The 25,120-nt window shown below is 61.9% G+C and carries 29 protein-coding genes; 14 read left to right on the top strand and 15 right to left on the bottom strand.

The annotated features are described in order from the left end of the window. The first annotated feature begins 61 nt into the window (after positions 1–61). The gene (locus HOC_RS05860; RefSeq protein WP_035536667.1) at positions 62–1,315 is read left to right on the top strand and encodes an NAD(P)/FAD-dependent oxidoreductase; all 1,254 of its coding nucleotides are present in this window, start codon (positions 62–64) and stop codon (positions 1,313–1,315) included. Between the two features lie 4 nt (positions 1,316–1,319). On the opposite strand, the gene HOC_RS05855 is transcribed toward HOC_RS05860, so the two are convergent. Both HOC_RS05855 and hisI read right to left on the bottom strand, forming a co-directional pair. Beyond that, complete coding sequence (locus HOC_RS05855; RefSeq protein ID WP_035536666.1) at positions 1,320–2,216, bottom strand: N-acyl homoserine lactonase family protein; 897 nt, start codon at positions 2,214–2,216, stop codon at positions 1,320–1,322. 31 nt (positions 2,217–2,247) lie between these two features. Continuing rightward, positions 2,248–2,649: a phosphoribosyl-AMP cyclohydrolase gene (hisI, locus tag HOC_RS05850; RefSeq protein WP_035536665.1), complete on the bottom strand. Its 402-nt coding sequence runs from the start codon at positions 2,647–2,649 to the stop codon at positions 2,248–2,250. A 90-nt stretch (positions 2,650–2,739) separates the two neighbouring features. On the opposite strand from hisI, the gene HOC_RS05845 reads away from it, so the two are divergent. The 3 genes from HOC_RS05845 (at position 2,740) to HOC_RS05835 (ending at position 5,113) form a co-directional block, all read left to right on the top strand. After that, entirely contained in the window at positions 2,740–3,294 is a 555-nt protein-coding gene (locus tag HOC_RS05845) for a DUF421 domain-containing protein (RefSeq protein ID WP_035536664.1), read from the top strand. Positions 3,295–3,357: 63 nt separating this feature from the next. Then, on the top strand, positions 3,358–4,188 hold the full coding sequence (locus tag HOC_RS05840; protein ID WP_035536663.1) for an enoyl-CoA hydratase: 831 nt from the start codon (positions 3,358–3,360) through the stop codon (positions 4,186–4,188). A gap of 13 nt (positions 4,189–4,201) precedes the next feature. Then, complete coding sequence (locus tag HOC_RS05835) at positions 4,202–5,113, top strand: hydroxymethylglutaryl-CoA lyase (protein WP_035536662.1); 912 nt, start codon at positions 4,202–4,204, stop codon at positions 5,111–5,113. Positions 5,114–5,117: 4 nt separating this feature from the next. Here HOC_RS05835 and HOC_RS05830 read toward each other — a convergent pair whose 3' ends face one another. Continuing rightward, a complete protein-coding gene (locus tag HOC_RS05830; RefSeq protein ID WP_035536660.1) occupies positions 5,118–5,876 on the bottom strand; it encodes a YebC/PmpR family DNA-binding transcriptional regulator in 759 nt (252 codons plus the stop codon). Positions 5,877–6,017: 141 nt separating this feature from the next. Here HOC_RS05830 and HOC_RS05825 point away from each other — a divergent pair, with 141 nt between their 5' ends. Beyond that, positions 6,018–8,030 (top strand): alkyl/aryl-sulfatase, encoded by a 2,013-nt coding sequence (locus HOC_RS05825; RefSeq protein WP_084146152.1) that lies wholly within the window; start codon positions 6,018–6,020, stop codon positions 8,028–8,030. Between the two features lie 40 nt (positions 8,031–8,070). Here the strand turns inward: HOC_RS05825 and HOC_RS22930 are convergent, their stop codons facing one another. Next, entirely contained in the window at positions 8,071–8,190 is a 120-nt protein-coding gene (locus HOC_RS22930; RefSeq protein ID WP_206741543.1) for a tautomerase family protein, read from the bottom strand. Positions 8,191–8,299: 109 nt separating this feature from the next. Between HOC_RS22930 and HOC_RS05820 the strand changes: the two genes are divergently transcribed. Beyond that, positions 8,300–8,746, top strand: coding sequence for a MarR family winged helix-turn-helix transcriptional regulator (locus HOC_RS05820; protein ID WP_156950393.1), 447 nt, complete (start codon positions 8,300–8,302; stop codon positions 8,744–8,746). A gap of 74 nt (positions 8,747–8,820) precedes the next feature. Here HOC_RS05820 and HOC_RS05815 read toward each other — a convergent pair whose 3' ends face one another. From HOC_RS05815 to HOC_RS05800, 5 genes are all read right to left on the bottom strand, one after another. Then, the gene (locus HOC_RS05815; RefSeq protein ID WP_035536659.1) at positions 8,821–9,417 is read right to left on the bottom strand and encodes a hypothetical protein; all 597 of its coding nucleotides are present in this window, start codon (positions 9,415–9,417) and stop codon (positions 8,821–8,823) included. A 105-nt stretch (positions 9,418–9,522) separates the two neighbouring features. After that, complete coding sequence (locus tag HOC_RS22925) at positions 9,523–9,630, bottom strand: hypothetical protein (protein WP_422120039.1); 108 nt, start codon at positions 9,628–9,630, stop codon at positions 9,523–9,525. A 132-nt stretch (positions 9,631–9,762) separates the two neighbouring features. Further along, positions 9,763–10,131 carry a hypothetical protein gene (locus HOC_RS05810; RefSeq protein ID WP_035536657.1) on the bottom strand — a complete coding sequence of 123 codons (369 nt, stop codon included), beginning with the start codon at positions 10,129–10,131 and terminating at the stop codon, positions 9,763–9,765. 449 nt (positions 10,132–10,580) lie between these two features. Next, a complete protein-coding gene (locus tag HOC_RS05805; RefSeq protein WP_035536656.1) occupies positions 10,581–11,402 on the bottom strand; it encodes a TIGR00282 family metallophosphoesterase in 822 nt (273 codons plus the stop codon). 90 nt (positions 11,403–11,492) lie between these two features. Beyond that, positions 11,493–13,142: a hypothetical protein gene (locus HOC_RS05800; RefSeq protein ID WP_035536655.1), complete on the bottom strand. Its 1,650-nt coding sequence runs from the start codon at positions 13,140–13,142 to the stop codon at positions 11,493–11,495. 63 nt (positions 13,143–13,205) lie between these two features. Here HOC_RS05800 and HOC_RS05795 point away from each other — a divergent pair, with 63 nt between their 5' ends. Next, positions 13,206–13,925: a M48 family metallopeptidase gene (locus HOC_RS05795; RefSeq protein WP_035536654.1), complete on the top strand. Its 720-nt coding sequence runs from the start codon at positions 13,206–13,208 to the stop codon at positions 13,923–13,925. Between the two features lie 171 nt (positions 13,926–14,096). Here the strand turns inward: HOC_RS05795 and HOC_RS05790 are convergent, their stop codons facing one another. The 5 genes from HOC_RS05790 to HOC_RS05770 form a co-directional block, all read right to left on the bottom strand. Further along, positions 14,097–16,013, bottom strand: coding sequence for a cation:proton antiporter (locus tag HOC_RS05790; protein ID WP_051624566.1), 1,917 nt, complete (start codon positions 16,011–16,013; stop codon positions 14,097–14,099). 43 nt (positions 16,014–16,056) lie between these two features. Further along, positions 16,057–16,581, bottom strand: a complete 525-nt coding sequence (locus HOC_RS05785; protein WP_035536653.1) for a hypothetical protein — start codon at positions 16,579–16,581, stop codon at positions 16,057–16,059. Positions 16,582–16,626: 45 nt separating this feature from the next. Next, on the bottom strand, positions 16,627–17,637 hold the full coding sequence (locus HOC_RS05780; RefSeq protein WP_035536652.1) for an endonuclease/exonuclease/phosphatase family protein: 1,011 nt from the start codon (positions 17,635–17,637) through the stop codon (positions 16,627–16,629). Positions 17,638–17,708: 71 nt separating this feature from the next. Next, positions 17,709–18,110, bottom strand: coding sequence for a hypothetical protein (locus tag HOC_RS05775; RefSeq protein ID WP_035536651.1), 402 nt, complete (start codon positions 18,108–18,110; stop codon positions 17,709–17,711). 80 nt (positions 18,111–18,190) lie between these two features. Beyond that, positions 18,191–19,072, bottom strand: a complete 882-nt coding sequence (locus tag HOC_RS05770; RefSeq protein ID WP_035536650.1) for a motility-associated protein — start codon at positions 19,070–19,072, stop codon at positions 18,191–18,193. 176 nt (positions 19,073–19,248) lie between these two features. Here HOC_RS05770 and HOC_RS05765 point away from each other — a divergent pair, with 176 nt between their 5' ends. Then, on the top strand, positions 19,249–19,731 hold the full coding sequence (locus HOC_RS05765; protein ID WP_035536649.1) for a hypothetical protein: 483 nt from the start codon (positions 19,249–19,251) through the stop codon (positions 19,729–19,731). Positions 19,732–19,777: 46 nt separating this feature from the next. Further along, on the top strand, positions 19,778–21,043 hold the full coding sequence (locus HOC_RS05760; protein ID WP_035536648.1) for an MFS transporter: 1,266 nt from the start codon (positions 19,778–19,780) through the stop codon (positions 21,041–21,043). Here the strand turns inward: HOC_RS05760 and HOC_RS05755 are convergent, their stop codons facing one another. After that, a complete protein-coding gene (locus HOC_RS05755) occupies positions 21,044–22,405 on the bottom strand; it encodes a lytic murein transglycosylase (RefSeq protein ID WP_051624565.1) in 1,362 nt (453 codons plus the stop codon). Positions 22,406–22,517: 112 nt separating this feature from the next. Here HOC_RS05755 and ykgO point away from each other — a divergent pair, with 112 nt between their 5' ends. From ykgO to HOC_RS05730, 5 genes are read left to right on the top strand one after another with little or no spacing between them, the layout of a single operon-like run. Next, a complete protein-coding gene (ykgO, locus tag HOC_RS05750) occupies positions 22,518–22,643 on the top strand; it encodes a type B 50S ribosomal protein L36 (RefSeq protein ID WP_034736570.1) in 126 nt (41 codons plus the stop codon). A gap of 31 nt (positions 22,644–22,674) precedes the next feature. Continuing rightward, the gene (locus tag HOC_RS05745; protein ID WP_035536647.1) at positions 22,675–23,283 is read left to right on the top strand and encodes an HAD family hydrolase; all 609 of its coding nucleotides are present in this window, start codon (positions 22,675–22,677) and stop codon (positions 23,281–23,283) included. Continuing rightward, a complete protein-coding gene (locus HOC_RS05740) occupies positions 23,283–23,861 on the top strand; it encodes a tetratricopeptide repeat protein (RefSeq protein WP_241766914.1) in 579 nt (192 codons plus the stop codon). The genes HOC_RS05745 and HOC_RS05740 overlap by 1 nt, the downstream gene beginning before the upstream one ends. 5 nt (positions 23,862–23,866) lie before the next feature. Next, positions 23,867–24,811, top strand: a complete 945-nt coding sequence (locus HOC_RS05735; RefSeq protein ID WP_035536646.1) for an alpha/beta fold hydrolase — start codon at positions 23,867–23,869, stop codon at positions 24,809–24,811. A 45-nt stretch (positions 24,812–24,856) separates the two neighbouring features. Further along, positions 24,857–25,117: a DUF2312 domain-containing protein gene (locus HOC_RS05730; protein WP_035536645.1), complete on the top strand. Its 261-nt coding sequence runs from the start codon at positions 24,857–24,859 to the stop codon at positions 25,115–25,117. Positions 25,118–25,120: the final 3 nt, after the last annotated feature.

Raw genomic sequence — 25,120 nt, 5'->3', positions numbered from 1 at the left:
CGTTCTGCCCGTTGCTCTCGTTCGCGCGCAGCTTCCCGACCCCCGCGCGAAGGGAGGCCTTATGGCGCAAACAGATTCGACGACAGAAACCGAAAAACGTGACCTTCGCACCGGCGAGCCCTTCTGGCTCGCAGATGGCGCACCCAATCTTGCCGTTCGCAAGACACCCAAGCATTCGACCTATGACGTCATCATCGCCGGATCAGGCATCAGCGGCGCGCTGACGGCCTGGCATCTGTGCGACGGGAAGCGTCGTGTTCTGTTGATCGACCGCCGACCCCCGGTGACAGGCTCCACCCCGGCCAGCACGGCAATGATCCAGTACGAGATCGACACGCCTCTGTTCAAACTGTCGGAGATGATCGGACAGGACAAGGCGCGCCGGGCCTGGAAACGCTCGGCAAAGGCGGTTCAGCGGCTCGGCGAGATTGTCAGGCTGGAAAACATTCCTTGCGGCTACACAGAAAAGCCTGCGCTCTACCTCGCCGGGGACGAATTCGGTTTCCGCGCCCTCCAAACGGAACAGGCCGCTCGCGAGGCGGCCGGGCTGACATCCCGCTTCATTCCCGCACAGGAATTGCGGGAGACCTATGGCATGGACCGTACCGGCGCGCTGCTCAGCGAACCGTCGGCTTCGGCGGACCCGGCGCAGCTAACGGCCGGCCTGCTCCGCCGGGCGATGGATTCAGGGCTCGAAATCGTTTCACCAATGGAAGTATGCGATTTCGTGGCGACAGGCGCTCAGGCGGCGCTCACCCTGTCAAACGACCAGATCCTGACGTGCGGCCATGCCGTGTTCTGCACGGGCTATGAGTTCCTGAAATCGCTTGAGAGCCGCGAGCACCGGATCATATCGACCTGGGCGATCGCGGCCCGGCCGCGCGGCAAACTGCCCGTCTGGCTGGACGATCATATCGTCTGGGAAGGGTCTGACCCCTACCTCTATTTCCGCACGCATACGGATGGGCATGTCGTTATCGGAGGGGAGGATGAGCCGTTCGAGACGGGTCACATGAACGCGGCCAAGCTGCAACGCAAGACCGCAACGCTGGTCGAAAAGTTCGAAAAACTCACGGGCGTTTCGCTCTATCCGCCAGCCCATCGCTGGGCGGCAGCGTTTGGCGAATCCACCACAGGCCTTCCCTTCCTTGGCCCCGTTCCGGGACACTCCCATGTCCACGCCCTGATGGGATTTGGGGGCAATGGCATCACGTTCAGCGTGATAGGAGCGGAAATCGTTGCCGCAGCGATTGCAGGCAAGCCAGACCCGGACGCGTCGATCTTCGCCTTTCCAAGCGATACCGACGCGCCCTGAAGTCCTAGCGGATCTCGCCGTTTAGCGGTTCGATATCATCCGGCTCGTGCTGGATGATGACCTTGGCGCCGAGACGTTCGGCGCGCGCTTCGAATGCATCCATTGAGACCAGCGTTTCAGCTTCATCAAAGTTGAAGCGCGGCACGCGTTTCAGTTCGCGGCTTTCCTTGCGGTGATAGAGGTCACCCGTCAGCAGGACAGCGCCGCTTTCCGGCATCATCAGCTGCAGCGAAGAATGCCCCGGCGTATGGCCGGGCGTCTGGAAGATCACGACCGTGCCGTCGCCGAACACGTCATACTCATCATCAATCAGCTGCTGTTCCATCGGGCTGAACATGGCGAAAGTCGGCGCGAGGCTCGGGTCATAAGGCGCGGACCCATCGGGCGGGAACATGGCGTCCTTTTCCTTCTGGTTCACCAGCCAGGTCGAGCCCTGAATCTGATCAACCTGACCGGTATGATCGAAATGGCTATGCGAGATGGCGACATAGTCGATTTCAGACGGCACGACGTTCAGCGCGGCCAGCTTCTCCGTCAGTGACGTGTCGAGCGATACGGTGAAAACGCCCTGCGTGCTTTCGCCATTACCGACCAGCATGCCAGGTAGGCCGAGATCCCAAAGCAGGATGCCATTGGGGTGGCGGATCAGGAAGCAGCTGTCCGTCAGCGTATCGGAGACGCCGGCATAATCACCTGCCGACGAGAAAATATCGAGATCGGATACTTTGATCGTGCCGCAATCGAGCACGTCGACATGGAGCGGCGCTTCAGCCTCTACTGTTTCGACAGTGGCTTCCGCTTCGGGCGCAGCGGCTTCTGCTTCTGGCGCAGGCGCTTTCGGCGCACAGGCCGCCAGCACGGCCGCAGTCGACGCGGCAATCATCAAATGTGTCAGGCGCATTTTAGTCCCCTTCAGGTGAGTCGGGCAGAAACTAGGTGTTTTTGGCGTCGAGCGATAGCGTCTGCCCGTCCGGGGCGATCACCCGATAGAAACAGCTGTCGCGGCCGGTATGGCAGGCGCCGCCTGTCTGATTGACGCGCAGCAGGACAGCGTCCTGGTCGCAATCCACGCGAACCTCGACCACTTCTTGAATATGGCCTGACGTATCGCCCTTTACCCATAGCTCGCCGCGCGAACGCGACCAGTAGGTCGCCCGCCCGGTCGACACTGTCGCGGCAAGGGCTTCGGCATTCATCCAGGCCAGCATGAGCACTTCGCCGCTGGTGGCGTCCTGCGCGATGGCCGCGATCAGGCCGTCGGCATTGAATTTGGGGCGAAGCTCGCGCGTCTCATCCTGCGCGCTACCCGAGAGGGGGGGAGAATAATCGGTCATATACGCCTCCATAGTTCAGGACCGCCAAAGGCGCCAGCGGAACCCGCGCCGCTATGGCACGCTATGTGAGGAGAAAAAGGGGAATGCAAAATGGAATGGTTTGTTTCAAGCCCGCGATCGCTAATGCTCATCGCTGCGTCGGCAGCAGCGATGTATCTGGCGCTGATCATCCTCACGCGCCTGGCCGGCGTGCGCAGTTTCTCAAAAATGAGTGGATTTGATTTTGCCGTCACGGTGTCGATCGGCTCCGTATTGGCATCTGTTATCCTGACAAAGGATCCCCCCGTGGCGCAGGGCATTGCAGCGCTTGCGGCGCTGTTTGCGCTGCAGATGGGTGTCGCCGCCTTGCGGGTCTATTCAGATAAGTTTGAAGGTAGCACCAACAACAAGCCCCGCCTCATCATGGCGAATGGCGAGATGCTGCGCGACCAGATGAACAAGGCGAAGATCACCGAGAGCGACCTCCTGGGCAAGTTGCGTGAGGCAAACGTGCTCGACTTCTCACAGGTCGATGCGGCGGTCGCGGAAACGACGGGCGATATTTCTGTCCTTCACCGTGCGCGCGGCGACACGCCACTCGCGGCAAACCTGCTCGAAGGCGTGATTGGCGCCGAGCATTACAGGCCCGAGCCGATCCGGACATAATCGCGCGCTGCCCTTTTGCCGGAATGCGGTCTAGAGTGGCAAAAAATAACGGAGGAAACCGGCATGGCCGCCTATACGCAAATCCTGGAAAACCTGAACGAGGGCGTTCTGACGCTGACCCTGAACCGGCCGGATCGGCTGAATGCCTGGACGCCGGTCATGCAGGCCGAACTGGAAACCGCCATCCGCGCGGCCGGCGATAATCAGGATGTGCGTTGCATTATCGTTACCGGTGCGGGTCGCGGCTTCTGCGCGGGCGCTGACATGAACCACTTGCAGGATATTCAGGGCGACACCGATGCGGGCGCCAAATCGGCGACGGCGCGTGTCGAGCGCGGCGCCCCAGAAGGGCTCGAGAAAATCTATGACGGCCGCTTCGGCTATCTCTATGCCTGCCCCAAGCCCATCATCGCGGCCATCAATGGCCCCTGCGCGGGCATCGGGCTGATCTTTGCGCTCTTTGCCGACATGCGCTTTGCCGCCGAGGACGCCAAGTTCACGACCGCTTTCGCCCAGCGCGGCCTGATTGCCGAGCATGGGATTGGCTGGCTGTTGCCCCGACTCGTGGGTGAAGCGAACGCACTCGACCTCCTGTTCACCGCCCGCGTCTTCAAGGGCGACGAAGCCGCCGATCTCGGGCTCGTCAACAAGGCCCTGCCCTCCAATGAATTGATGCCGCATGTGATGGATCTCGCGCGCCATCTTTCGAAAATGGTCTCGCCGCGCTCCGTCGCCGTGATGAAACGCCAGGTGCGCGCGTCCTATTTCCAGTCCTATTCGGAGAGCCTCGCAGAGGCAGATATTGCAATGGCGGACAGCTTCACGACATTCGACTTCAAGGAAGGCGTTGCGAGTTTTGTCGAGCGCCGCGAACCGGCCTTCCAGGGCAAATAGACAGGAATAGAAAATGGCACGCCGCATAGATATCGTTGAAGTCGGCCCGCGCGACGGATTGCAGAACGATCCCGCCGACCTCACCGTATCGCAAAAGCTGGAATTCATTTCCCGGCTGGAAGAGGCCGGCGTTCGGCGCATGGAATCGGGCAGCTTCGTCAATCCGAAAGCCGTGCCGAAAATGGCGGATTCAGCGGCCGTTTTTGCGGGTGTGGATCGGTCCAAAGCGACGCGCCACATCGCGCTGGCCCTGAACGAGAAGGGTGTGCGCCGGGCGATTGATGCCGGCGCCGATGAGATCAATTTCGTGCTTGTGGCCAGCGAGACGTTCGGCCGCCGCAATCAGGGCATGAGCCCGCAGGAGAGCGCCGACATGCTCGCCCAGTGTGCCCCGCTGATCCTTGAAGCCGGTATTCCCCTGTCAGCGACCATCTCCGTTGCCTTTGGCGATCCGTTCGATGGCGACGTGGATATTGCGGTTGTCGGCAATCTCGCTGCGCAGGCCCAGCGGGCGGGCGTCAATGAACTCGCATTGGGCGACACGATCGGCGTCGCTACGCCATGGGAGGTACGCGCGGCCATCGAGCGGGTGCGGATGGAGGCGCCGGATGTTTACCTGCGCATGCATTTCCATGACACGCGCGGCGCAGGCCTCGCCAATGTCGCGGCAGCTGTCGAAGCGGGCGTCGATGTGATTGATGCCAGCTGCGGCGGCATTGGCGGCTGCCCGTTTGCGCCAGCCGCAACGGGCAACGTGGCCACCGAAGACGTGGTCTACATGCTGGAACGGGCCGGATTCGAGACAGGTCTCGACCTCGGCAAGCTGATCGAGACGGCACACTGGCTGGAGACGGTGCTCCAGCATCCCGTCTCCTCGTCGCTCAGCCGCGCAGGCGCGTTCCCAACCAAAAAAGTGCCAGCCTGATCAGCTATTCGGCTGACAGGCGCGCGGCTTCCTCGTCCGACAGCTCGGAATTGTCGTAGACGTTTTGCACGTCGTCGAGTTCGTCCAGCACATCGAGCAGCTTCATCAGCGTGTCGGCAGAATCGCCGTCGACCGGGATATTGTTCTGCGGTTTCCAGATGAGTTTCGTGGATTTCGCTTCGACATCTGCGCCGAAATGCTCGGCCAAGGCATCGGCCACAGTCTGCAGGTCTTCACGCACCGTATAGATCCAGTGGGATTCCTCATCCGTTTCCACGTCCGAGGCGCCCGCAAGGATTGCGGCTTCCATGACTTCGTCCTCGGTGCCAACCGAGAGCGGATATTCGATCTCGCCAACCTGGTCGAAGCTGAAGGAGACAGAGCCCGTTTCACCGAGATTACCGCCATTCTTGGAGAATGCCGAGCGCACATCGGTCGCGGTGCGGTTCTTGTTGTCGGTCGAGGCCTCGACAATGATGCCGACGCCGCCCGGGCCGAAGCCTTCATAACGGATATCAACATAATCATCGCCGCCGCCGCCCTGGCCCTTATCGATGGCGCGCTGGATATTGTCCTTCGGGACCGACTGGCCCTTGGCGTTCTGGATCGCGAGACGCAGGCGCGGGTTACCGTCCGGGTCAGGTCCGCCCATTTTTGACGCGATCGTGATCTCTTTCGACAGGCGCGCAAATTTGACGGCGCGCTTCTTGTCCTGCGCGCCTTTACGGTGCTGGATATTTGCCCATTTACTATGGCCGGCCATGAAAACCTCTTCGGGGGGTCAGAAACGTGAAGCGTGCGCTTTAGCGCAGGATGGCCAAAGCGCCAAGCTCCCCGGCGACAGCCCTTGCAGAGCGCTGGCAAATCCTGAAAGCTGCAAAAAAATCCGGGAGAGGAAACCAGTATGCGTCACTGCATGATTTCGCTATGCGCCATTGCCCTGTCAGCCTGCGCCAGCCAGGCAACTGCCCCTGAGGCGCTTGCGCCCGAAACGCCCGCAGCTCCTGCTATTCCCGCGCCGCCCGAAGCCGGTATTGCAACTGAGGCGACGCGCGAAGCCAATGCCGCGCTGGCCGCGCGCCTCCCGCTGGACGAGCAGAGCGATGTGGAAGATGCCGCCCGCGGCCGGATCGCCTATATTGATGCGCCCGCCATTCTCGCCGAGGACGGCCATGTGGTCTGGGCCATCCCGCAATTCGACTTCCTTAAGGGCGATGCGCCGGACACGGTGAACCCGTCGCTGTGGCGCCAGTCGCGTCTTGCAGCGGAACACGGCCTGTTCGAGGTCGGCGACGGCATATGGCAGGTGCGGGGCTATGATCTCTCCGTGATGAGCGTGATCGAGGGCAAGACCGGCTGGATCATCGTCGATCCGCTGACCAGCACGGAGACCGCCAGCGCGGCACTGAAACTGGTCAATGACACGCTGGGCGAGCGCCCGGTCACCGGGCTTCTCTACACACACAGCCATGCGGACCATTTCGGCGGGGCGCGCGGCGTGTTGAGCCAGGAAGACGCTGCTGAGCGCAATGTACCGATCCTCGCGCCGGTTGGCTTTCTTGAGCATGCCGTCAGCGAGAACCTGATCGCGGGCAACCAGATGAGCCGCCGCTCGACCTTCATGTTCGGCAACACGATTCCGCGCAGCCCGACGGCGCATGTCGGTTCAGGCCTCGGCCCCGGCCTGCCACAAGGCACGATCAGCCTGATCGCGCCGACCGAAGAGATTTCGGGGCGCGGCACACAGCGCGTGATTGATGGCGTGACGTTCGAGTTCATTGATGCGGCGGGCACCGAAGCCCCTGCGGAATTCATGTTCTACCTGCCGGAAAAGCGCGCGCTCTGCACGGCTGAAGTCGTCACTGCCACGTTCCACAACCTGCTGACGCCGCGCGGCGCAAAGGTGCGCGATGCGCTCGGCTGGAGCCGGGCCATCGACTATGTGCTGGAAACCTATGGCGACAAGGCGGACGTTGTCTTCGCCTCCCACCACTGGCCGACCTGGGGCGAAGAGAATGTCGATACGTTGCTGGAAGGCCAGCGCGACATCTATCGCTATGTTCATGACCAGACCCTGCGCGCAGCGAATGCGGGCGCGACAATGACGGAAGCCGCTGAAGCCGTGACCGAACCGGCCTTCGAGAGCGCGGCGGATGCCTTCAACACGCGCGGCTATTACGGCACGCTGAATCACAATGCCAAGGCTGTGTACCAGTATTATTTCGGCTGGTGGGGCGGTGTCCCGGCCGAGTATTACGAGCTGCCACATGTCGTCACGGCGGCGCGTTATGTCGAAGCCATGGGCGGGCTGGACGCGACGCTGGCCGTTGGCGCGAAGGCGTTCGAGGCGGGCGATTATCGCTGGGCGGCGGAAGTGTTCAACCATGCCGTCTTTGCCGAGCCGGAAAGCGAGACCGCCCGCAACTGGCTGGCCGCGACCTATGAACAGCTTGGCTTCCAGGCCGAGAGCGGCGCGTGGCGCAGCTATTTCCTGGTTGGCGCCAGCGAGCTGCGCAATGGCATTCCGAGCCTCGGCAATCCGCAGCTCGGCAATCCGGAATTTCTGCGCGCGGTCAAATCGATCGACCTGATGGACTCGCTCGCGGCCCGGTACAATCCGGCGAAAATGACGGCGGAGCCCTTTGCCGTGAACCTCATCTTCCCGGACCGGGATGAGGCGATGACGCTGCACCTTGGCAAGTCTGTCCTCGTGCCGCGTGAGGGAAGCGTCGAGGATGCCGCCGTGACGCTGACGCTCGACCGCTCCGTGCTCGACCTTGTGCTCCTTGGCAAGACGACGCTGCCGGAACAGCTCCAGTCAGGTGCCGCGACCGTCAGCGGCAATCCGGCCATGCTGCAGGCCTTCTTCGGCACGCTGGACCGGCCCGACTTCTGGTTCCCGGTGGTAACGCCTTAGGCCGTCTTGCCCCCTTCTCCCTCGCGAGAAGGGTTGCAGATCAAGCGTGTGTGCGGGGCGATGGCTTGTTTTCGGCGATCCATCTTTTCTCGTCCTCGGTACCTTCGCGCGGCGGGTAAAAGCCCTGGATCGACCATAGATCGAATGGCGTCTCGTCGATGTGGAATCCTGGCCATAAAGTGCATGCACACTATATAGAGGGGCTATCAAGGCGTCAGGCCGGTATTTGTTGGCTTGGGTAAGCCCCACTCGTCGTGTATATTCACATCATGACCAAGATGGACGATCTTTTCGATGATGTGGCGGGACGTTGCGCAGCAGTGCGAACACTTGGCACGGCGCGCGTGATAACGCGGCACTTTGACGATGCGCTGAGGCCAGTGGGCCTGACCATTACGCAATTCACGCTGCTGATCACGATTGGCCGCATGAAGCCTGAATCGATCAGCGAGATTGGCCAGTGGCTGAACATTGACCGCACCAGCCTGACCCGGAATCTGAAGCCGCTTGAAGACGCCGGCTATGTGATACGCGGCAAGGAAGGCCCGGCCCGGAAACGGAAAATCGACCTGACGACCGCTGGCGCGCAAATCCTCGAAAAAGCCTATCCCCTTTGGCAAAGGGCTCAGGGACAGGTCGAGGCCAGGTTCCCGGGAGACGCCTATGAAGAGGCCAAACTGGCGCTGATATCACTCCGCAGCATTGGATCGGACTGAGCCTGTTTGAGGGTTGCGCGGGCGACCGGACCATCCTGCGATGCCCGGCAAACTGGTCTGATTGACTGTCGGATTCAGCCCGAGCTTTCCCAGCTTTTGAACGCCGCACGCAGCAGTTCCGGCAGGGCCGTGGCGATGGCGCCAAGCTCCGTCGGCATGCGGTGGGTGCGGGTCATGGGAAGCGCCATGGGCGCGGGTTCGCCGGCCTTGCGCTGGCGCTCCAGTGTGCGGGCGAGGCGTTTGGCGTGAGCTTCAGGGGCGGCGAGCAGTTCCTGCAGCGCTGCGAGGCGCGCGAGGATCGGGGCGGCCTGAACGGGTCCGCAGGACCGTGCCGCAGTCGCAAGCCCGTCCCTGTCCATGTCTGGCCCCATAATGCGGGGCGACAGGCCGGTGGGGCGGCTCGAGGCTTTCGTCTCGACGCGCTCGGTATCCGAATGATGCCCGGACGATGCCCGAACAGGGACCGGCGGCAGCACGAGACCGAGGGCCATGAGCACGAGCAGGCGCCGGATAATAATTTCGAGCCGGGCAAGTTCGGCGCGGGCGCGCTGCGCGAGGGTGCGTTTCAGGGTGGAGGGGTTGAGGTGCGCGTTCGTGATAACGGCGACGTTCGCCAGCGCGCGTTGCGCCTGGGCGATGCCGTGACTGACGAAGGCGGACGGATTGATCATGGCGGCCAGTATAGGCCGGGCGGGATTCAGGTTGGATAAGGTGGGGGAGAGGGAGGGTGCGTGATGGTGGTGGGTATCGCGATGCTCAACCCACCCTACGCTCGCTCAATCATATACCGATCCACCAAATTGTAGTTCCGTAACATGATGTATCTCGAACGTCGTCCGACCGCCAACTCTTTCAGCTGGCACCGGCCACGGAGCGCGTAGCACGCCTGTAAGAGCCCATAGGTGATGAAGTCGCGGCTGCCAGTCATGCGGGACAGTATGGCATGGGCGGGAATCGGGTTGGATAAGGTGGGCATAGGTCTGTGCGTAATGGAAAGAGTGCGCGCATTGGCCCCCCTACGATTCCTGGGGAGACTTCGCTTCTTCTTGCTCCTCTCGCTCCAAACTTTTTAAAATCGCTTGGGCGGAATAGATTTTAGCTACCGTGGCGTTTTGGTCTGCGAGCGTTTCCTTCATTAGCTGCTTGATCCGCTCTCGAACTGATTCACGACCGCCTGAATTCCAAAGTGCCTGCCTCAAAAGAGCCTCATCAACGATCTCCGACGCGTTTCGGTCTTTATCGCCATAATAAATAATATCACTGAGATCAGAATTCGGTGCCATGTGCTCCAACGAGGCCAAAGCAAAGTCGGCCTCTTCTTCGGACAATTCGGCTTCCTGAGCCAGATACTCTTCTAGTTTAAGCAGAAATTCCGCTCTGTTCATTGTTTTTTGCCATGATGAATCATAAAATGCTCCTTCGGGGTAACAATACTCATATTACTCATATCATAGCGAGCGTAGGGTGCATTAAGCGTAGCGCAATGCACCATTCTGCACCCGCCGCAAAGACGGTGCATTGCGGCCTCTGGCCTTAATGCACCCTACGGGACTGTGCGCCGGCTTCTTCATTTCGTCGCATGGGGCGCGTGTTTCGATCCCCGCCTTCGCGAGGACAGGCTTCGCTCAGGACGAGCCCCTTTGGGGGACTTGCTCTCAGCCGGGGATACCTGCGTAGGCAGGTATCCATGGACGGAACTTTCCTTAAAGCACTGTTTGGAGAGGGCGGGTCATGGACCCCTGCCTGCGCAGGGGTCTTCGGGGGTAGGGTGAAGTTCTTTAATTGCATGAGGTCCCGGCTTTCGCCGGGAATGTGGTATTTGGGGGGCGTTTGGCTAGGCCGGAACCTGCTCGCTTAAGCGGCCGCCCATGCGGATGGGTTCTATGCGGAGGGCTAATCCGGTCTTGTCGTCGGTTTCGACATAGGTGCCGCACATCGTGCCGTCGCCGAGGGCGGGCTGGTAGCGTTCGCCGGGGAGCTGGGTGATGAAGCGGGTGAGGGAGTTCTGCTTCTGCATGCCGATAACGCTGTCATAGTCGCCGCACATGCCGGCATCGGTCTGGTAGGCGGTGCCGTTTTCGAGGATCATTGTGTCGGCTGTGGGCACATGGGTGTGCGTGCCGACGACGAGGCTGGCGCGGCCATCGCAATGGTGGCCCATGGCCATTTTCTCGGAGGTTGCCTCGCAATGCATGTCGACGATGATGGCATCGGCCACTGCGCCCAGCGGCATGGAATCGAGCGCGGCATCAACGGCCTCGAACGGATTGACCAGTGTCTGGCGCATGAAGACGTTGCCCTGCGCCTGAATGACGCCGACGCGGCGCCCGTCTGGCAGGGCATAGAGATGGGCGCCCTTGCCCGGCGCATTGGCGGCAAGCGGATAGTTCAGCGGGCGCAGCAGGCGCGGCTCGCGCTGGATATAGGTGAGGGCCTCGCGCTGGTCCCAGGCATGGTCGCCAAGCGTGAGGCAATCGGCACCGGCACCGAAGAAATCATTGGCGATGGATTCGGTGAGGCCGAAACCGCCCGCCGAATTCTCGGCATTCACGACAACGAAATCGAGCCGCAGGCGCGCCTTCAGGCCCGGCAGGTGCTCCAGCACGGCGGCCCGGCCGGGCTTGCCAACGACGTCTCCGAAAAATGCAATCTTCATGGAAACAAGCCTATGCCCTGAGCGGCGGATAAAGAAAAGCGCGCGTCTCCAGCGGGAAACGCGCGCGATTCAGAGGGATAAGGCCGGGGCCTATTCGTTCTTGGCGGAAAAGCCGAGCGCGGTCTTGGTCAGCGCCGAGGGGTCTTCCATCTCGGCGAAGTCAGCCAGACGCACCGGCTTGGCGGGCGCCAGCGTGAGCGTCAGTGTCTTCGGATCGGTGACGAAGGAAGACAGCGCGGTGGCCGCTTCCGTGACCAGTTCCGGGTCGACGCCAGACTGCGCCGCCATCATCGGGGCCATCGCCATCATGCCGGCAACCTGGCTGCGCAGCTGTTGCGGATCCTGACCGGACTGGGCCGCATAGGCATTAAAGCCGCGTGCGAGGAAACCGTCATCATCGATGGCGAGCTGGAAGTTATGGATCAGCATCTTGTCCAGCGCGTCCTGCATCATGGCGCCGGGATCGACCGGCGTTTCGGCTGCGGTGGCCTTGGCCTGGGCAGCGGCCATGGCGCTGGCGCCTTCATACTGGCCGGAGAAATCAATCCGGAAACCGTCATCCAGTTTCCAGAAATTCTTGCCTTTGGCGATGGTGACCATGTCCTTGTCAGGATCATAGGTCTGTTCGCCCTGGCCGCTGAGCTCCAGCTTTTCATAGCCGAGCAGGGCCAGCTGGGCGCCGAGTTTCTCGCCGAGTTCGCCTTCGCTGGTGCCGAGCGTCATCTTGAACGGATCGGTGACGACTTTGACGGCGCGGCCCTTCTTGTCGCGCGAGACCTTGGAGGCCAGCTTCGGCATGTCGAAATCAGCGCCGGAGACAGCGACTTTCAGGTCGTCGATGAGGACCGAGTCATAGCCCGGATTGGCCGGATCGTTCTGGAAGACTTCCAGCATGCTGGCGACGGCGCCGCTGCCGGCTTCGTCTGCGCTCATGCCTTTCAGCACGGCGAGGTTCACACCGCGCAGATCAACACCGCCGAGGCTGGCTTTCAGATCTGTATCGTCGGTGGGGTCGATCATGTTGAGCTTCAGGCCCTTGAGGCCCATCTGCGCCGCTTTCTCGTCCTTCATGCCGAGCACGTCGACCGAGGAAATGACGAAATCGCCCTTCTGGCCTTCTTCCTCGTCGATCTTGAAGTTCACGTCCTTCATCGACCAGAGGTCAAAGGCGAGCGCCTTGCCTTCGGGCATGTCCATAGCTTCGCCCTTGCCGAACAGGCTGGCGATCCAGGCGGCGGTTTCCGGCGACGGGTTGACCAGTTCCATCGACTTGATCTTGCTGGAGCCGTGGTTCTCTTCCGGGTCTTTCGGGACGAAGCTGACATCCGAGAGGACAATCTTGGAGAAGTTCGGCTTGCCGTTCAGCATGCCGAGGCCTTCGAAGCTCATTTCTGCGGCTTTGAGGTCTGAGCCCTTGAGGTTGAGTTCGCCATCATCGGCGACGCCTTCGGCATCGGTGACCTCTTCGGCGGAAACGAGCGTGACGTTCTTGAAGACGGCCTTGGCGCCTTTGACCTCACTGCCGGTAAAGCTGACGCGGCCCTTGCCCGAGTGGTCGAGCGAAAATGCACTCAGCACTGCGGGAGCCGTGGCTGGGTCTCCTTTACGGAGTTTGACCCCTGGCAGCTTGCTGTCGGAAAGTTCGATTCCGGCCGGGCTGGCGCCATCCTTGTCCTTGTTTTTGTCGCCGCATGCCGTAAGCAAAGCTATGGCGGCAACACCTGTCAGCAGATATTTCATCTTTAGTCCCTTTATTGAATACTGCGAGCAGGTGTCCCCGACGCGTCTCTTGAGAGTTTAAACATGGCATACAACAATGGCCAGACAATGACACTGAAGGCGCCAAATGGTGCCCGCGTTGTTGTACGATTTGAAGTCAATTCCAAGGCGCGCAGGCTCATTCTTCGTCTTGATGAGCGGCGCCGCGAAGCCGTTGCCGTAGCGCCTAGCAACCGCCAGATCAAGGATGCTGCAGCATTTGCTGCAGAACGCGTCGAATGGATCTCCACGCGCCTGCAGCACCTGCCCGAGACCGTAAAGTTCGAGGAAGCTGAATTCATTCAATTTCGGGGAGAACCCTGCCAGCTGACCGCGAATGGCGAGGGACGCCTGCCCAAGATGTGGCCGGGCGAGCCCAGATTGCTAAGCGCGCCGGGCGATCCGGAAGGCCTGGCCATGCGCGTGACGCGCTATCTGAAGAAACAGGCCAAGGCGGATCTCACGCGGGCCGTTATCCGGCATTGCGAGACGTTAGGCGTTGAATACAAAGCGATTTCCGTGAAGGATACCCGCTCGCGCTGGGGCTCATGCACATCGGACGGCCAGCTCTCCTTCTCGTGGCGCCTGATCATGGCCCCGCCGAAGGTGCTGGACTATGTGGCCGCCCATGAATGCGCCCACTTGCTGGAGATGAATCACTCGCCCAAATTCTGGGCGCATGTGGCCAAATGCACCCCGGACTGGAAGCGCCAACGCGCCTGGTTGCGTACACATGGCGCAGGACTTCAATCGGCTGGGGAATAATCCGCCCGCTGAAGACTGACCGGATTCAGCCCAGCTGCGATCAATCCTTGTTCTGACAAAAAATTTATCTTTCCGTACGGCTCTTTCTTGTCGGCAAATTTTTAGTTTCAAAAAAGAACTCAGCTATTGGCGTGACAGCTGAGTTCGCTTTTCAGACCACAAAGGCCAGACTTATCCGGCCTGCGCTGAGGCCAATTCCTTCTCGGATTCCGATGGTTTGGCCGGGCCAAAGCTGATCAGCGTGACGCCTTCGCCGCCTTTTGGCTCGCGGTTGGGCCCCAGGAACATGATCGTCCCATCGAGCCGCAGTTCCGCGACGATATCCGACTTTGGACGGTCTTCGCGGAAGTCCTTGAGGTCGTACTCGTCGGTGAGCTTCGTCTTGCCGAACGTCCAGCCGCGATAATGATCACGGATAAGGCTGTCATAGCCGCGCCCGCGCTTGATGAGCGTGCGCCCGCGCGTGCCCATGCCGATGGCGCGTGGGTCTTCATCCTCGGTATCCTGTGCCGATAGCTGGTAGACCTTGTGGCGGCCAAGCTCTGGCGCGAAATGTCCGGAGACAAGCGCATTATAGGGCTCGTTCGCCGACAGGCCGACCACCTGGTCAAAGGCCGAATGGTCGAGGCGCACTTCAGCGTCCTCCGACAGGACTTCGCCGAAGAATGTATTGAGCCCGGCCTCGCGGGCTGGCCGCAGGCGGCGCCAGTTATTGTCGGCAAGGATCGGCTCGATGCCGACATCGCGCAGCACTTTGGCCAGATCGATGCTCCACGGGTTCACACCCACCAGCAGCACGCCCGGCTTTTCCTTGCGGGCGAGGCCAAGACGCCGCGCCAGCGGGCCAATGGTGAAGCCGTGCAGCACAACGGTGACGAACACCATGGCAAAGGCGAGCGGTGTGATCTGCTCTGCGCCCGAGAAGTAGAACTTGCTGTCGCCGCGCCGGCCAAGATCCTCCAGCAGGGTGGCAAACAGGCTGGAGACGGCCACGGCCACGATCCCGCGTGGCGCGATCCAGCCGAGCAGCAGGGCCTCGTTGCGCTTCAGCGTGCCGAAGGTGGCGATCCAGACCGATAGCGGCCGCACGATGAACAGCATGCACAACAGGAAGGCCAATGTGCGCCAGGTCAACGCGTCCTTGATGACATCGGGCCTGAGGTTGGCCGTCAGGATAACGAACACGCCTGAAACGAGGAGGACGGCGATATCTTCCTTGAACTTGCGTAGCTCCGCGATGCCTGCGAGGCGCGAATTGGCCAGCGTCATGCCATAGGCCGTCACGGCGACGAGGCCGATTTCCTTTTCGATCTGCTCGGCCAGCGCATAGCAGAGGATGATCGAGGCAAAGATGATTGGGGCTTTGAGGTATTCCGGCGTCCAGCCAGCGCGGAAAGCCCGCACCATGGCCCAGCCAAAGGCAATGCCGAGCGCAACGCCCATGCCGGCTGCCAGCACGATCATCGCGCCCTTGCCCAGAATGGATTCGCCCGTTGCCGCCACGCGGATGATCTCGAACGAGGCCACCGCGAACAGCGCGCCGACAGGATCGTTGACGATGCCTTCCCATTTCAGGAACTGGCCCGTGCGTCCGCCCAGCTTTGACTGGCGCAGCAGAGGCATGATCACGGTCGGCCCGGTGACCACCATGACGCCCGCAAAGACGATGGAGCTGGACCAGTCGAGCCCGGCCGCATAGCGCGCCGCCAGCGTGCCGAAGAACCAGGCCAGCGGCCCGCCAATGAACACCATGCGCCGCACGGCCGCGCCCGCATCGCGCAGGTTCTCGAATTTCAGGACGAGGCCGCCCTCGAAGAGGATGACGGCGACCGCCAGTGACACGATGGGGCGGAGCAGGTCGTTACCGCCGCCATTGAACACGCGCTCGGGATCGAGCAGCGGGGCGCCAAAGATCACAGCCCAAAGCGGGCCAGCTGCGAGGCCTGCCAGCGCCATGAGCACGATGGCCGGGGCCTGCAGGCGCCAGGCCAGCCATTGCGCACCAATGCCGAGCGCGCCGATCAGCGCGCAAGCGAAGATCAGCTCGCCCGATCCGGCACCTGCGAGTGCAAAGTCCATATGGTTCATGTGCGCCCTATCAGCTCAGGAGCCGTTTTCCCCCCGGCCCGCACTATGCGGACTGGGCCTTGATGTCATCTGCAAAGTCGAACCCGATTTCCCGGGTGCCATAGTCGCCGACCTTGTAACGCTCGATATTCTCCGCAAACCAGTTCAGTACATGTGAATAGACATGGTCATAGAAGGGTTCAGGGTCCTTGTCCTTAAGCGGCAGGCGAAATTCATACTCTGCCCCATCTTCGATATGAATGATGAAGACGTCACCCACCTTGCGGCATTCCATGGTAACGCGCATCCAGTCGGCCTGTTTCGAGACGCGCACGGCGAGCCCGAAAGCAATAGGCGCAAGCGGACGAAAGCCCCGCGGCGGCATGGAAAAGGCCTGATCCCCATGCGCCTTGGGCTCGAATGCCCCCTGTGGCGGCACCAGATGTACGCAGATGCCGTCCGGCGCACCGATATAGTTGCACAGGCCAGCGCGCATCTCCTCGGCCAGCGAGCGGATGCGGTTATAGTTTTCTGCGGCGAGCGCCTCATAGGTCTCGACCGTGGCAATCAGTTCTTCAAAACGCGACAATAGGCATAGCCTCCGGGCCTGGGCAGGTCAGATATGTACGAAAGACTAGGCCGGTAAGGCCCGGCCATCAAACTTTAAGGTTGCCACCATGGGGCAATGATCGGACGCCTTGGGGGTGGACCACCCGATTCCGGGGAATCTCGGGCCCTTGTAGCGCTCCGCGCGATAGGGCGTTCCGGCCCGCACGATGCGTATATCTGGCGCCGGATTCAGCGCTGCGAGACGCGGCGACAGGAACATGTGGTCGAGGGCGCCATAGACATCGTCTTCAGCAAAATGGTGGGTCCAGCGGTCCAGCGCATCGGGAATCGCGCGTGAGGCGAGGTCCACGGCAAAACCCTCATCCGTGAGGGGACCCAGGCCGCTGTCATTGAGCGCCACGCCGTCGACTTCGCGATAATCGTTGAAATCCCCGAGGATGACCCATTCCTCAGCCGCAGGATCGGCAAAACGCTCCGCGACGATGCGGCGAACGGCCTGCGCTTCGGCGAGACGGATCTCGCGGGTCCGCAACCGGCCGCCATGCATGGATTTGAAATGACAGACAAAAAGCGTGAGCGCGTGGCCATCCACGGCAATGTCGACCTCGAGACAGTCGCGCCGGAAGGCGAGGTCGTTGACCGTCAGCGCGCCGGGCGGCGCCACATCCAGCGATCCATAAGTGCGCCGGGCATGGCTGCGCTGGAACACGACCGGCACGCGCGAAAGCAGGCCGACATCGATCCCGCGTGTGTCATTGCCTTCGTGGAGCACCCGCCCGCCAAAGGCCTCGCCGGCCCAGCGGGCCACGTAGCGCGTATCGAAAGCCGTGAGGGTCACGAGGTTCTCGACCTCCTGAAGGGCGCAGACATCGGCCTCGGTAGCCGCCAGCGCCTGCGCGGTAAGCGTACGATCATCTTCGGAGAGGACGTTGAACACTGCGTCAACCTGCGCGGCCACGGCGGCCGTGTCGACATCGGTGAGACGCTGGCGGGCATTGAGTATACCGGCCCTGCGAAAGTCGCAGCGCATCATCAGGTTTTCACAATTGAAGGTCGCAAGGCGTATTTGAGGCATCAGGCGAACATTCGCCCGTGCCCGCTGGCAAGGTCAATGCGCGAAAAGCCGGGGAAGGACCCGGCTGCCGCCTATTTGCCTGTTTTGTTTTCGTTGACGCGGTAGCAGTAGAGCTGGAGGCCACAATACGCGAGCACGATGCCCATGTTGGCCGAGGCCAGCGTACCGTAGGACTCCCCGCGCACAGGCGCGAGGATCAGCTCGATGAAGGTTGCCATGCCGAGCACGATGATCGCCGCAGCGCCGGAGCGGCGCAGGCCGATGGTCAGCGCGACCCATACTGTCAGCGATGCGAAGGCCACGGTGCGGAAGATGTGGTCATCAAGGCCAACCACGTCGCCGGCACTGTAGGCCGTAGCCTTCAGCGCCACGAATATGGCAATGATCCCGGTCAGTCCGGTTGCAACCGTTTTGAGGTTGCCAGATATCCAGTAATCGCGCCGTGGCGCCATTTCTACAGTTTGGTCGACCATTGATTCACCTCGTCCCAAGAGAACTGAGGCTGAATATGACAGAGGTCGATTGCGCACGTCTTAAATAATACTGAGGAATTTCAGGCCGCTGTTCGTGATTTGGCAACGAATCGGGACGCGCTGAGGGCCTGCTCCAGCGTGGCCGTATCGGGCTGAAGCGCCGGCGGAATCGCGGCGCGTCCCATTTCGAGGGCAATGCCCGGTGCCAGACCCTCACTATACGCCCCGAGCGTTGACCGTATCACATCAAGGAAGCGTGCATCCTCGTCGACAATCTGCCCGAACCGGGCCGCTACCGGGCCCACAAGCCCGTAAGCGAGGAAAACCCCGAGGAATGTGCCCAAAAGCGCCGACCCGATCATGGTGCCGAGAACCGCCGGGGATTGATCAATCGAGCCCATTGTACGGATAATGCCGAGGACAGCGGCCACGATGCCAAGAGCCGGCAGGGCATCGGCCAGCGTGTTGAGCGCGCCGACCGCTTTCATCCGCTGGTCGAGATAAGCGGCAATGGACTGGTCCATCCGCTGTTCGGCGCGTGCCGGGTCTGACAGGTCGAGCGCCATCAGGCGGAAGGCGTCGCAGATCATGCCGCGGGCGGCTTCATCGTCCCGGATACGAGGCGCAGCTTCAAAAGCGGCGGAGTCTCCCGGCGCCTCGATATCGCCTTCGATGGACACAAATCCGCCCTGACGTGCCTTGCGCATCAGCGTGCCGAGCAGCACCAGCAGGTCCTGATAGTCGTCCCGCCGCCATTTCGCGCCGCCAAAGGCCTTGGCAAACCCGCCGAGCGCCTCGCGCGCCACACTCAGGGAATTGCCGATCAGGACCGTGCCCACAGCCGCGCCGCCGATCAGCGCCATTTCGAAGGGCAGGGCATGCATTGCGCCGCTGCCGCCCGTCAGGAAGAGGCCGCCGAAAACGAGGACAAAGACAAGTATGAGGCCGGCAAGCTGCGCCAAGGAAGGGCCTTTCGAGGCAGGAACGATACCTACCTACGCAGAAGGGTCTTAACCCTGCGTTTCATTTCGTGTGGAGGCCCCTTGCGTGCTTGCGGCGGTTGATCGGGCCCGCCGCTCCGCTTATCACAGTCAGGAAGGCCCATCGGGGGGTGGCGCCGCGGAGTTCTGGTTCCACCATGCGCATCATGCTTGCTGCCCTTGCCCTCGCCTCTGGCCCCCTGACCGCGACCGCGCAGCAGGCCATTCCGAGCAATGGTTACCGCGTCTGCGCACCCGAACAGACCATGCAGGGCCGCACCATTGTGCGGGAGGCCTGCGGCGACCTTGTCCAGCCGGACTTTGCCGAGGGCGGGTTCGCGTCCCTTTCGGAACTCGAGGCAGCCGGCGAAGCGCGCGAAACATTCCTCGCGGAGATCACCGCCTATGCGGCTTGCGTGTCGGGCTTCATCGATGCCGCGCGCCAGCCGGGCATGCCGGCTGACAGCCTTGCGCCTGACCAGGCGGCGTGCGCCCATTCCTGGGCCGAGGAACAGGCCACACAGGCCGTGCGCGACTATGGCCGCGCCTGCATCGCGTATTCCAACCGCTCCATGATGGATGCAAACCTGACGCCGTGGTCTGGCGCCTGCTACCCTACGGCAACAGGTAATAATGGCTAAGACGCTATATGGACTTTTCGGCAGCACCGCCTGATTAGTCATCGTCATGACCCACACAGATGATTCCCCTGAAGGCGTTTCGCGGCCCGATCGCCGGGGTGCTTTCTTTCTCCTGTTCTTCTCGCTGATGGCGATTGGCGCGGGCAACACGATGCTGATTGCCGCCGTGCTGCCGCCGATGACACGCGAGCTGAACCTGCCGGACTGGATGGCGGGCTCAATCTTCGCGCTGTCGGCTTTCTGGTGGTCGGTCACCTCGCCCTTTTGGGGCAAGCGTTCCAACCGCTGGGGCCGCCGCCCGGTCGCCGCGCTGGGCCTTGCCGGGTATGGCCTGTCGATGACGCTGCTGCTGATCTTCGGCTGGCTGAGCCTCAACCATTACATCACGGGCACGCTCCTCGTCTTTTCCTGCCTTGCCCTCTCACGCACCATGTTCGGGCTGCTCGGGTCCGGCACGAACCCGGCGGCGCAGGCCTATGTCGCGGACCGGACCAGCCCGGCCGAGCGTCAGTCGGAAATCGCTTTCATCACGTCTGGCTTCAGCGTCGGCACCGTTGTCGGCCCGGCTTTCGCTGCTGCACTCGTTGCCACGGCAGGCCTGCTCAGCCCGCTCGCCGTGACCGCCGTGATTGCCTTCACCATGTCGGCCCTGATCTGGTTCCGCCTGCCGGAACAGCGCGAACCGGTGACGGACGCGACCCAGTTCGATGACGAGACCGGAGCACGCGGCCTATGGCGTTCTGGCTCGGTCCTGCCCTTCCTGATCTTCGCTGTCTGCCTGTCGCTGACGACCGGCATCCTCACGCAGGTGTTCGTGTTCACCGTGATGGACCGGATGGGCGTGAGCGGCCGTGAAGCGGCCCAGTTCACCGGCCCGGCCTTCACGGTCGGCGCGCTGGCCGTGCTGCTCGCTCAGCTTGTGCTGATCCCGCGTATCAAGATGCGCAACAAAACACTGATGATGGTCGGCTGCGTGCCGCTCTTCGTGGGCGCGATCATTCTCGTCTTCGCGCGGGACTATGCCAGCCTGATCCTCGCGCAATTCTGTATCGGCCTCGGCCAGGGCCTTGCCCGACCGGGCTTTTCCAGCGGGGCATCACTGGCCGTGTCGCCCCAGCTTCAGGGCAATGTGGCCGGGCTGGTCATTTCCGCCAACGGGATGGGCTTTATCATCACGCCATTCTTTGGCCTGTTCATCTACGAGTATGTGAACCCGCAGCTGCCGTTCGTGTTCTGCGCAGGCCTACTGGCCTTCATGGTTCTGTTCGCCCGGTTCGGCCTCAAGGATGGCGTGGGCGAGTATACCGAATAGTCAGCTTGGCCCGTCGGCCGACGAGACACCTACAGTGCCGCCACCGGAACTTGTTCCCGTTACCAGATCCAGCATCTCCTTCGTCGGATAGCCGTCCGCCACGACGCCGCGTGACTTCTGGAAGCCCATCAGCGCCAGCTTGGTCTGACGGCCGGGAATGCCGTCAACCGGCCCCGCATTGTAGCCCTGCGCCGTGAGGCCCGCCTGCAGCGCCTTGATGTCGGCAACGGACAGCGGCTTCAGATAGGTCGGCCACGGCGTCACCGGACCGGTCTGGCCGACAATCGCATTGCCCGCCATGCCGACAGCAAAGGCATAGGAGTCGGCATTGTTATAGGCCTTGAACACCTTGAAATTCGGGAAGAGCAGGTATTTCGGCCCCGCTGCCCCCGCTGGCAGCCAGAGCTGCGCCGCGTTGGCGCCGCCAGTCTCGAAAGCGCCGCCCGTAATCGGGGTCAGGCCTGCAGCCCGCCATGTGTCCATGTTGCGCTCGGTCCCATCAGCGAGGCTGTAGTCGAAGCTGAACGGCACGGCGACTTCAATGCCCCAGGGCTGGCCCATCATGTAGCCGGATTTCTTCAGGTAGTTGGCAGCCGAACCGAGCGCGTCGCCTTCATTTTTCCAGACATCCTTGCGACCGTCGCCGTCAAAGTCTTCGGCATAGGCGACATAGGTCGATGGCATGAACTGGGTCTGGCCCATTGCGCCAGCCCAGCCTGCAATCAGATCGGAGCGTTCGGCATCGCCGCGCTCAACCATGGTCATCACGGCATAGAGTTCCTTCTCGGCGAAACTCTTGCGGCGCCCTTCGACCGCCATGTTGGCCAGCACATTGCCTGCATCGAAATTGCCGATGACGGCGCCATAGCTTGTTTCCATGCCCCAGATTGCGACCACGACCTGGCGGTCGACGCCATAACGCGCCTCGATCTGGTCAAACAAAGCGGGCGCCGCGGCGAGGCGCTCCTTGCCATTGGTGATGCGACTGTCGCCGAGGGGGACTTTCAGATAGTCCCAGATCGGCTTGGAAAATTCGGCCTGGTCGCTGATGCCTGTGCCGGCGACCTGGAAATCGGTTCCGAGCCAGAGCGCAATCGGCTCGAGGCCCGTCAGCAGGGACTTGACCAGTTCCCGGTCATGCCCGGCGGCAAGGGCGCGATTGGAAAAATCATTGCGCCAGACATCCATGGCCGCATGACCGGATGAGGCATATTTGATCGGGCCCGTTTCGGGCGCCTCGACCGGCGTGCTGCCCGTGACGGGCGGCTTGGTAGGCTGGGGCCCTGCCGCGCAGGAGGCCAGCAGACCCGTTAACGCTGCAGCCGCCAATAATTGCGTCCGCGCAAGGCCTTTCTGTATCATTGTGGCTCTCCGACTGTTATGACGCGCATCACAGTGTGCGTCCTTGACTCTGCTACCCGGATTCATTACTCGCACCGCTTTCCTAATTCCTTATGATCGTCAGGCCAGACCCATGAAAGTCCGCTCGTCTCTGAAGTCCCTCAAGGCACGTCACCGTGATTGCAAGATCGTGCGCCGCAAGGGCCGCGTTTACGTGATCAACAAGACCAACCCGCGCTTTAAAGCCAAACAGGCCTGAGCCGAAGATGAACAGGCAATGAGGCGGGAAAATGACCGTTTCGATTGCCCTGTTCGATCTCGGCCATGTTGTGCTCGATTGGGAGCCATCGCGCCTCTACACCAAAATTTTCGATGACGACGCCGCCCGGGATCACTTCCTGGGCGAAATTTGTACAATGGACTGGCATACGCGCCACGATGCCGGGGCGAGCTTCGCCGAGAATGCTGCCGCCCTCATCGCCGAACACCCCCAATATGAAGCCGAAATCCGCGCGTGGGGCACGCGCTGGATGGAAATGTTCGACGGCTATATCGACGGTACGGCCGAGCTGATCGAACGGCTCGATGCCTGCGGCGTCCCGCTTTATGCCCTGTCCAATATGCCATCTGACCCATGGGAGGAAATGCTCGCCCATTTCGAGGTGCTGCAGCGCTTCCGCCATGTCGTCATCTCCGGGGACCTGAAGATGGTGAAACCCGATCCGGCGATTTACCTCCACGCGCTTGAAGCCATTGGCCGCCCTGCGCCGGAAACCGTCCTCTTCATTGATGACCGCGAGACCAATATCGCCGCTGCCGATGCGCTCGGATTCGCGACGCATCACTTCACCGGCGCGGCAGGGCTGGAAGCCGCGCTGGAGGCCCACGGCCTGCTTTGATGCAAACACCTGTTGCCGCCGCGCGCTTCCCGTCCATATTGGGTTTCATGTTCAGGCCGCTCATCCTTGCTGCGTTTCTCCTTGCCGGGCAGGCCTCTGCCGCCCCGTCGGACGAAATGTTCCAAAAACTGCACGACGCGCCGAGCGAGAGCGAAGCCAATGACGCCGCGCAGGACATCTGGGCCGCCTGGATGGAATCGGGCTCGCCCACCGTCGACATGATCATGGAGCGCGCCGTCGATGCACAGACGGTCGGCGAATATGACACCGCCCGCGCCCTCTACGATCGCGCCATCATGATCGAGCCGGACTATGCCGAGGCCTGGAGCCGCCGCGCGAGCCTGTTCCTGAATGACGAAAACTTTCCCGAAGCCCTGCGCGACCTGAACGAGGCCTTGCGACTGGAGCCGCGCCATTTCGGCGCCTGGGCCGGGCTCGGCATCATGATGGAAACCATGGGGGCAGAGAAGGAAGCGCTCGCCGCCTACCGTCAGGCGCTCGACATCTATCCTTTCATGACCCAGGCCCTGCAGGCCGAGAAGCGTCTCGCCAAGCAGGCCGAAGGCCAGGGACTTTGAAACGCATGATCAGCCTCGCCTTGATTGCCCTTACGGCTGTTGGCGCCGGCGCCTGCGTGTCCAGCGCGGCCTATACGTCGAAGATAGAAGCCGCCAATCCAGAGTCTGAAGGCCGGATGCTGACCGTCAACGGCCATGGCGTAAACGTGCTGACAGCCGGCAAATCGGGCCCGCCAATCCTGATGATCCATGGCGCCAGCGCCAATGCGCGCGAATTCACATGGACACTCGCCCCGCGCCTTTCGGCAGATCACCGCATCTTCATGGCCGACAGGCCGGGCCATGGCTATTCCGAACGCTTTGACGGCGCCGAGCATCTCGGCGAACAGGCCGCCCAGATGGCTGGCGTGCTTGACCAGCTTGCGCCGGGCGAAAAGGCCGTCATCGTCGGCCACTCCTTTGGCGGCGGCGTGGCGCTGCGCCTCGCGCTCGACCGGCCAGACCTTGTGCAGGGCCTCGTCCTGATTGCACCCGTGACCCATGACTGGGGCGGCGGCGGACAGGCCTGGTACAATGGCATCTCTGCAACACCGCTCGTTGGGCCCGTCTTCACCCAGCTCGTGCCCACCGTTGGCCCGGCTCAGGTCAAGGCAGGCATTGATGGCGTTTTCAAACCGGCACCCGTGCCGGAAGGCTATTTCGAGAAATCGGCCATCGGCCTTCTCTTCCGCCCGCCGAACTTCCGCGCCAATGCGCAGGATGTGCAGGCGCTGCAGCAAGAACTCGGCGCCCAGTCTCCGCGCTATCCCGAACTCAAGGTGCCAATCGTGGTCTTCTCCGGCAGCCAGGACACGGTGATCAAGCCGAACCTGCATGTCGGCAAGCTGAAGAAACAGGTGGAAGTCGACCTCGTCATCCTGCCCGATGAAGGCCACATGCCGCATCATGCGCACGGCGCAGATGTAGCTGATGCCATACGGCGTCTGGCCATTAACGATAAGTCTCGCTAAGAGGCTCGGCCTGCCCCCCGCCATATCGATTCGAGGACCATCTTCATGGAAGACGCTGCCGCCACGCACCTGACCGAGACCACCAAGGAAAAGCTTCGCCAGACTGTCGGCAAGATCGAGCGTCTCGAAGAAGAAAAGAAAGAGGTCGCCGAGCAGATCAAGGAAGTTTACGCCGAGGCCAAGGCTTTCGGCTTTGACGTGAAAGCGCTCCGCCAGGTCATCCGCCTGCGCAAGGTCGACAAGGCCGACCGCGAAGAGCAGGAAATGATGCTGGAACTCTACCTTCTGGCTACAGGCGACGCCTGATCC

The sequence above is a fragment of the Hyphomonas oceanitis SCH89 genome (assembly GCF_000685295.1).
In the GTDB taxonomy this organism is placed as follows: Bacteria; Pseudomonadota; Alphaproteobacteria; order Caulobacterales; family Hyphomonadaceae; genus Hyphomonas; species Hyphomonas oceanitis.
This window is presented reverse-complemented; position numbering and strand designations above follow the sequence as displayed.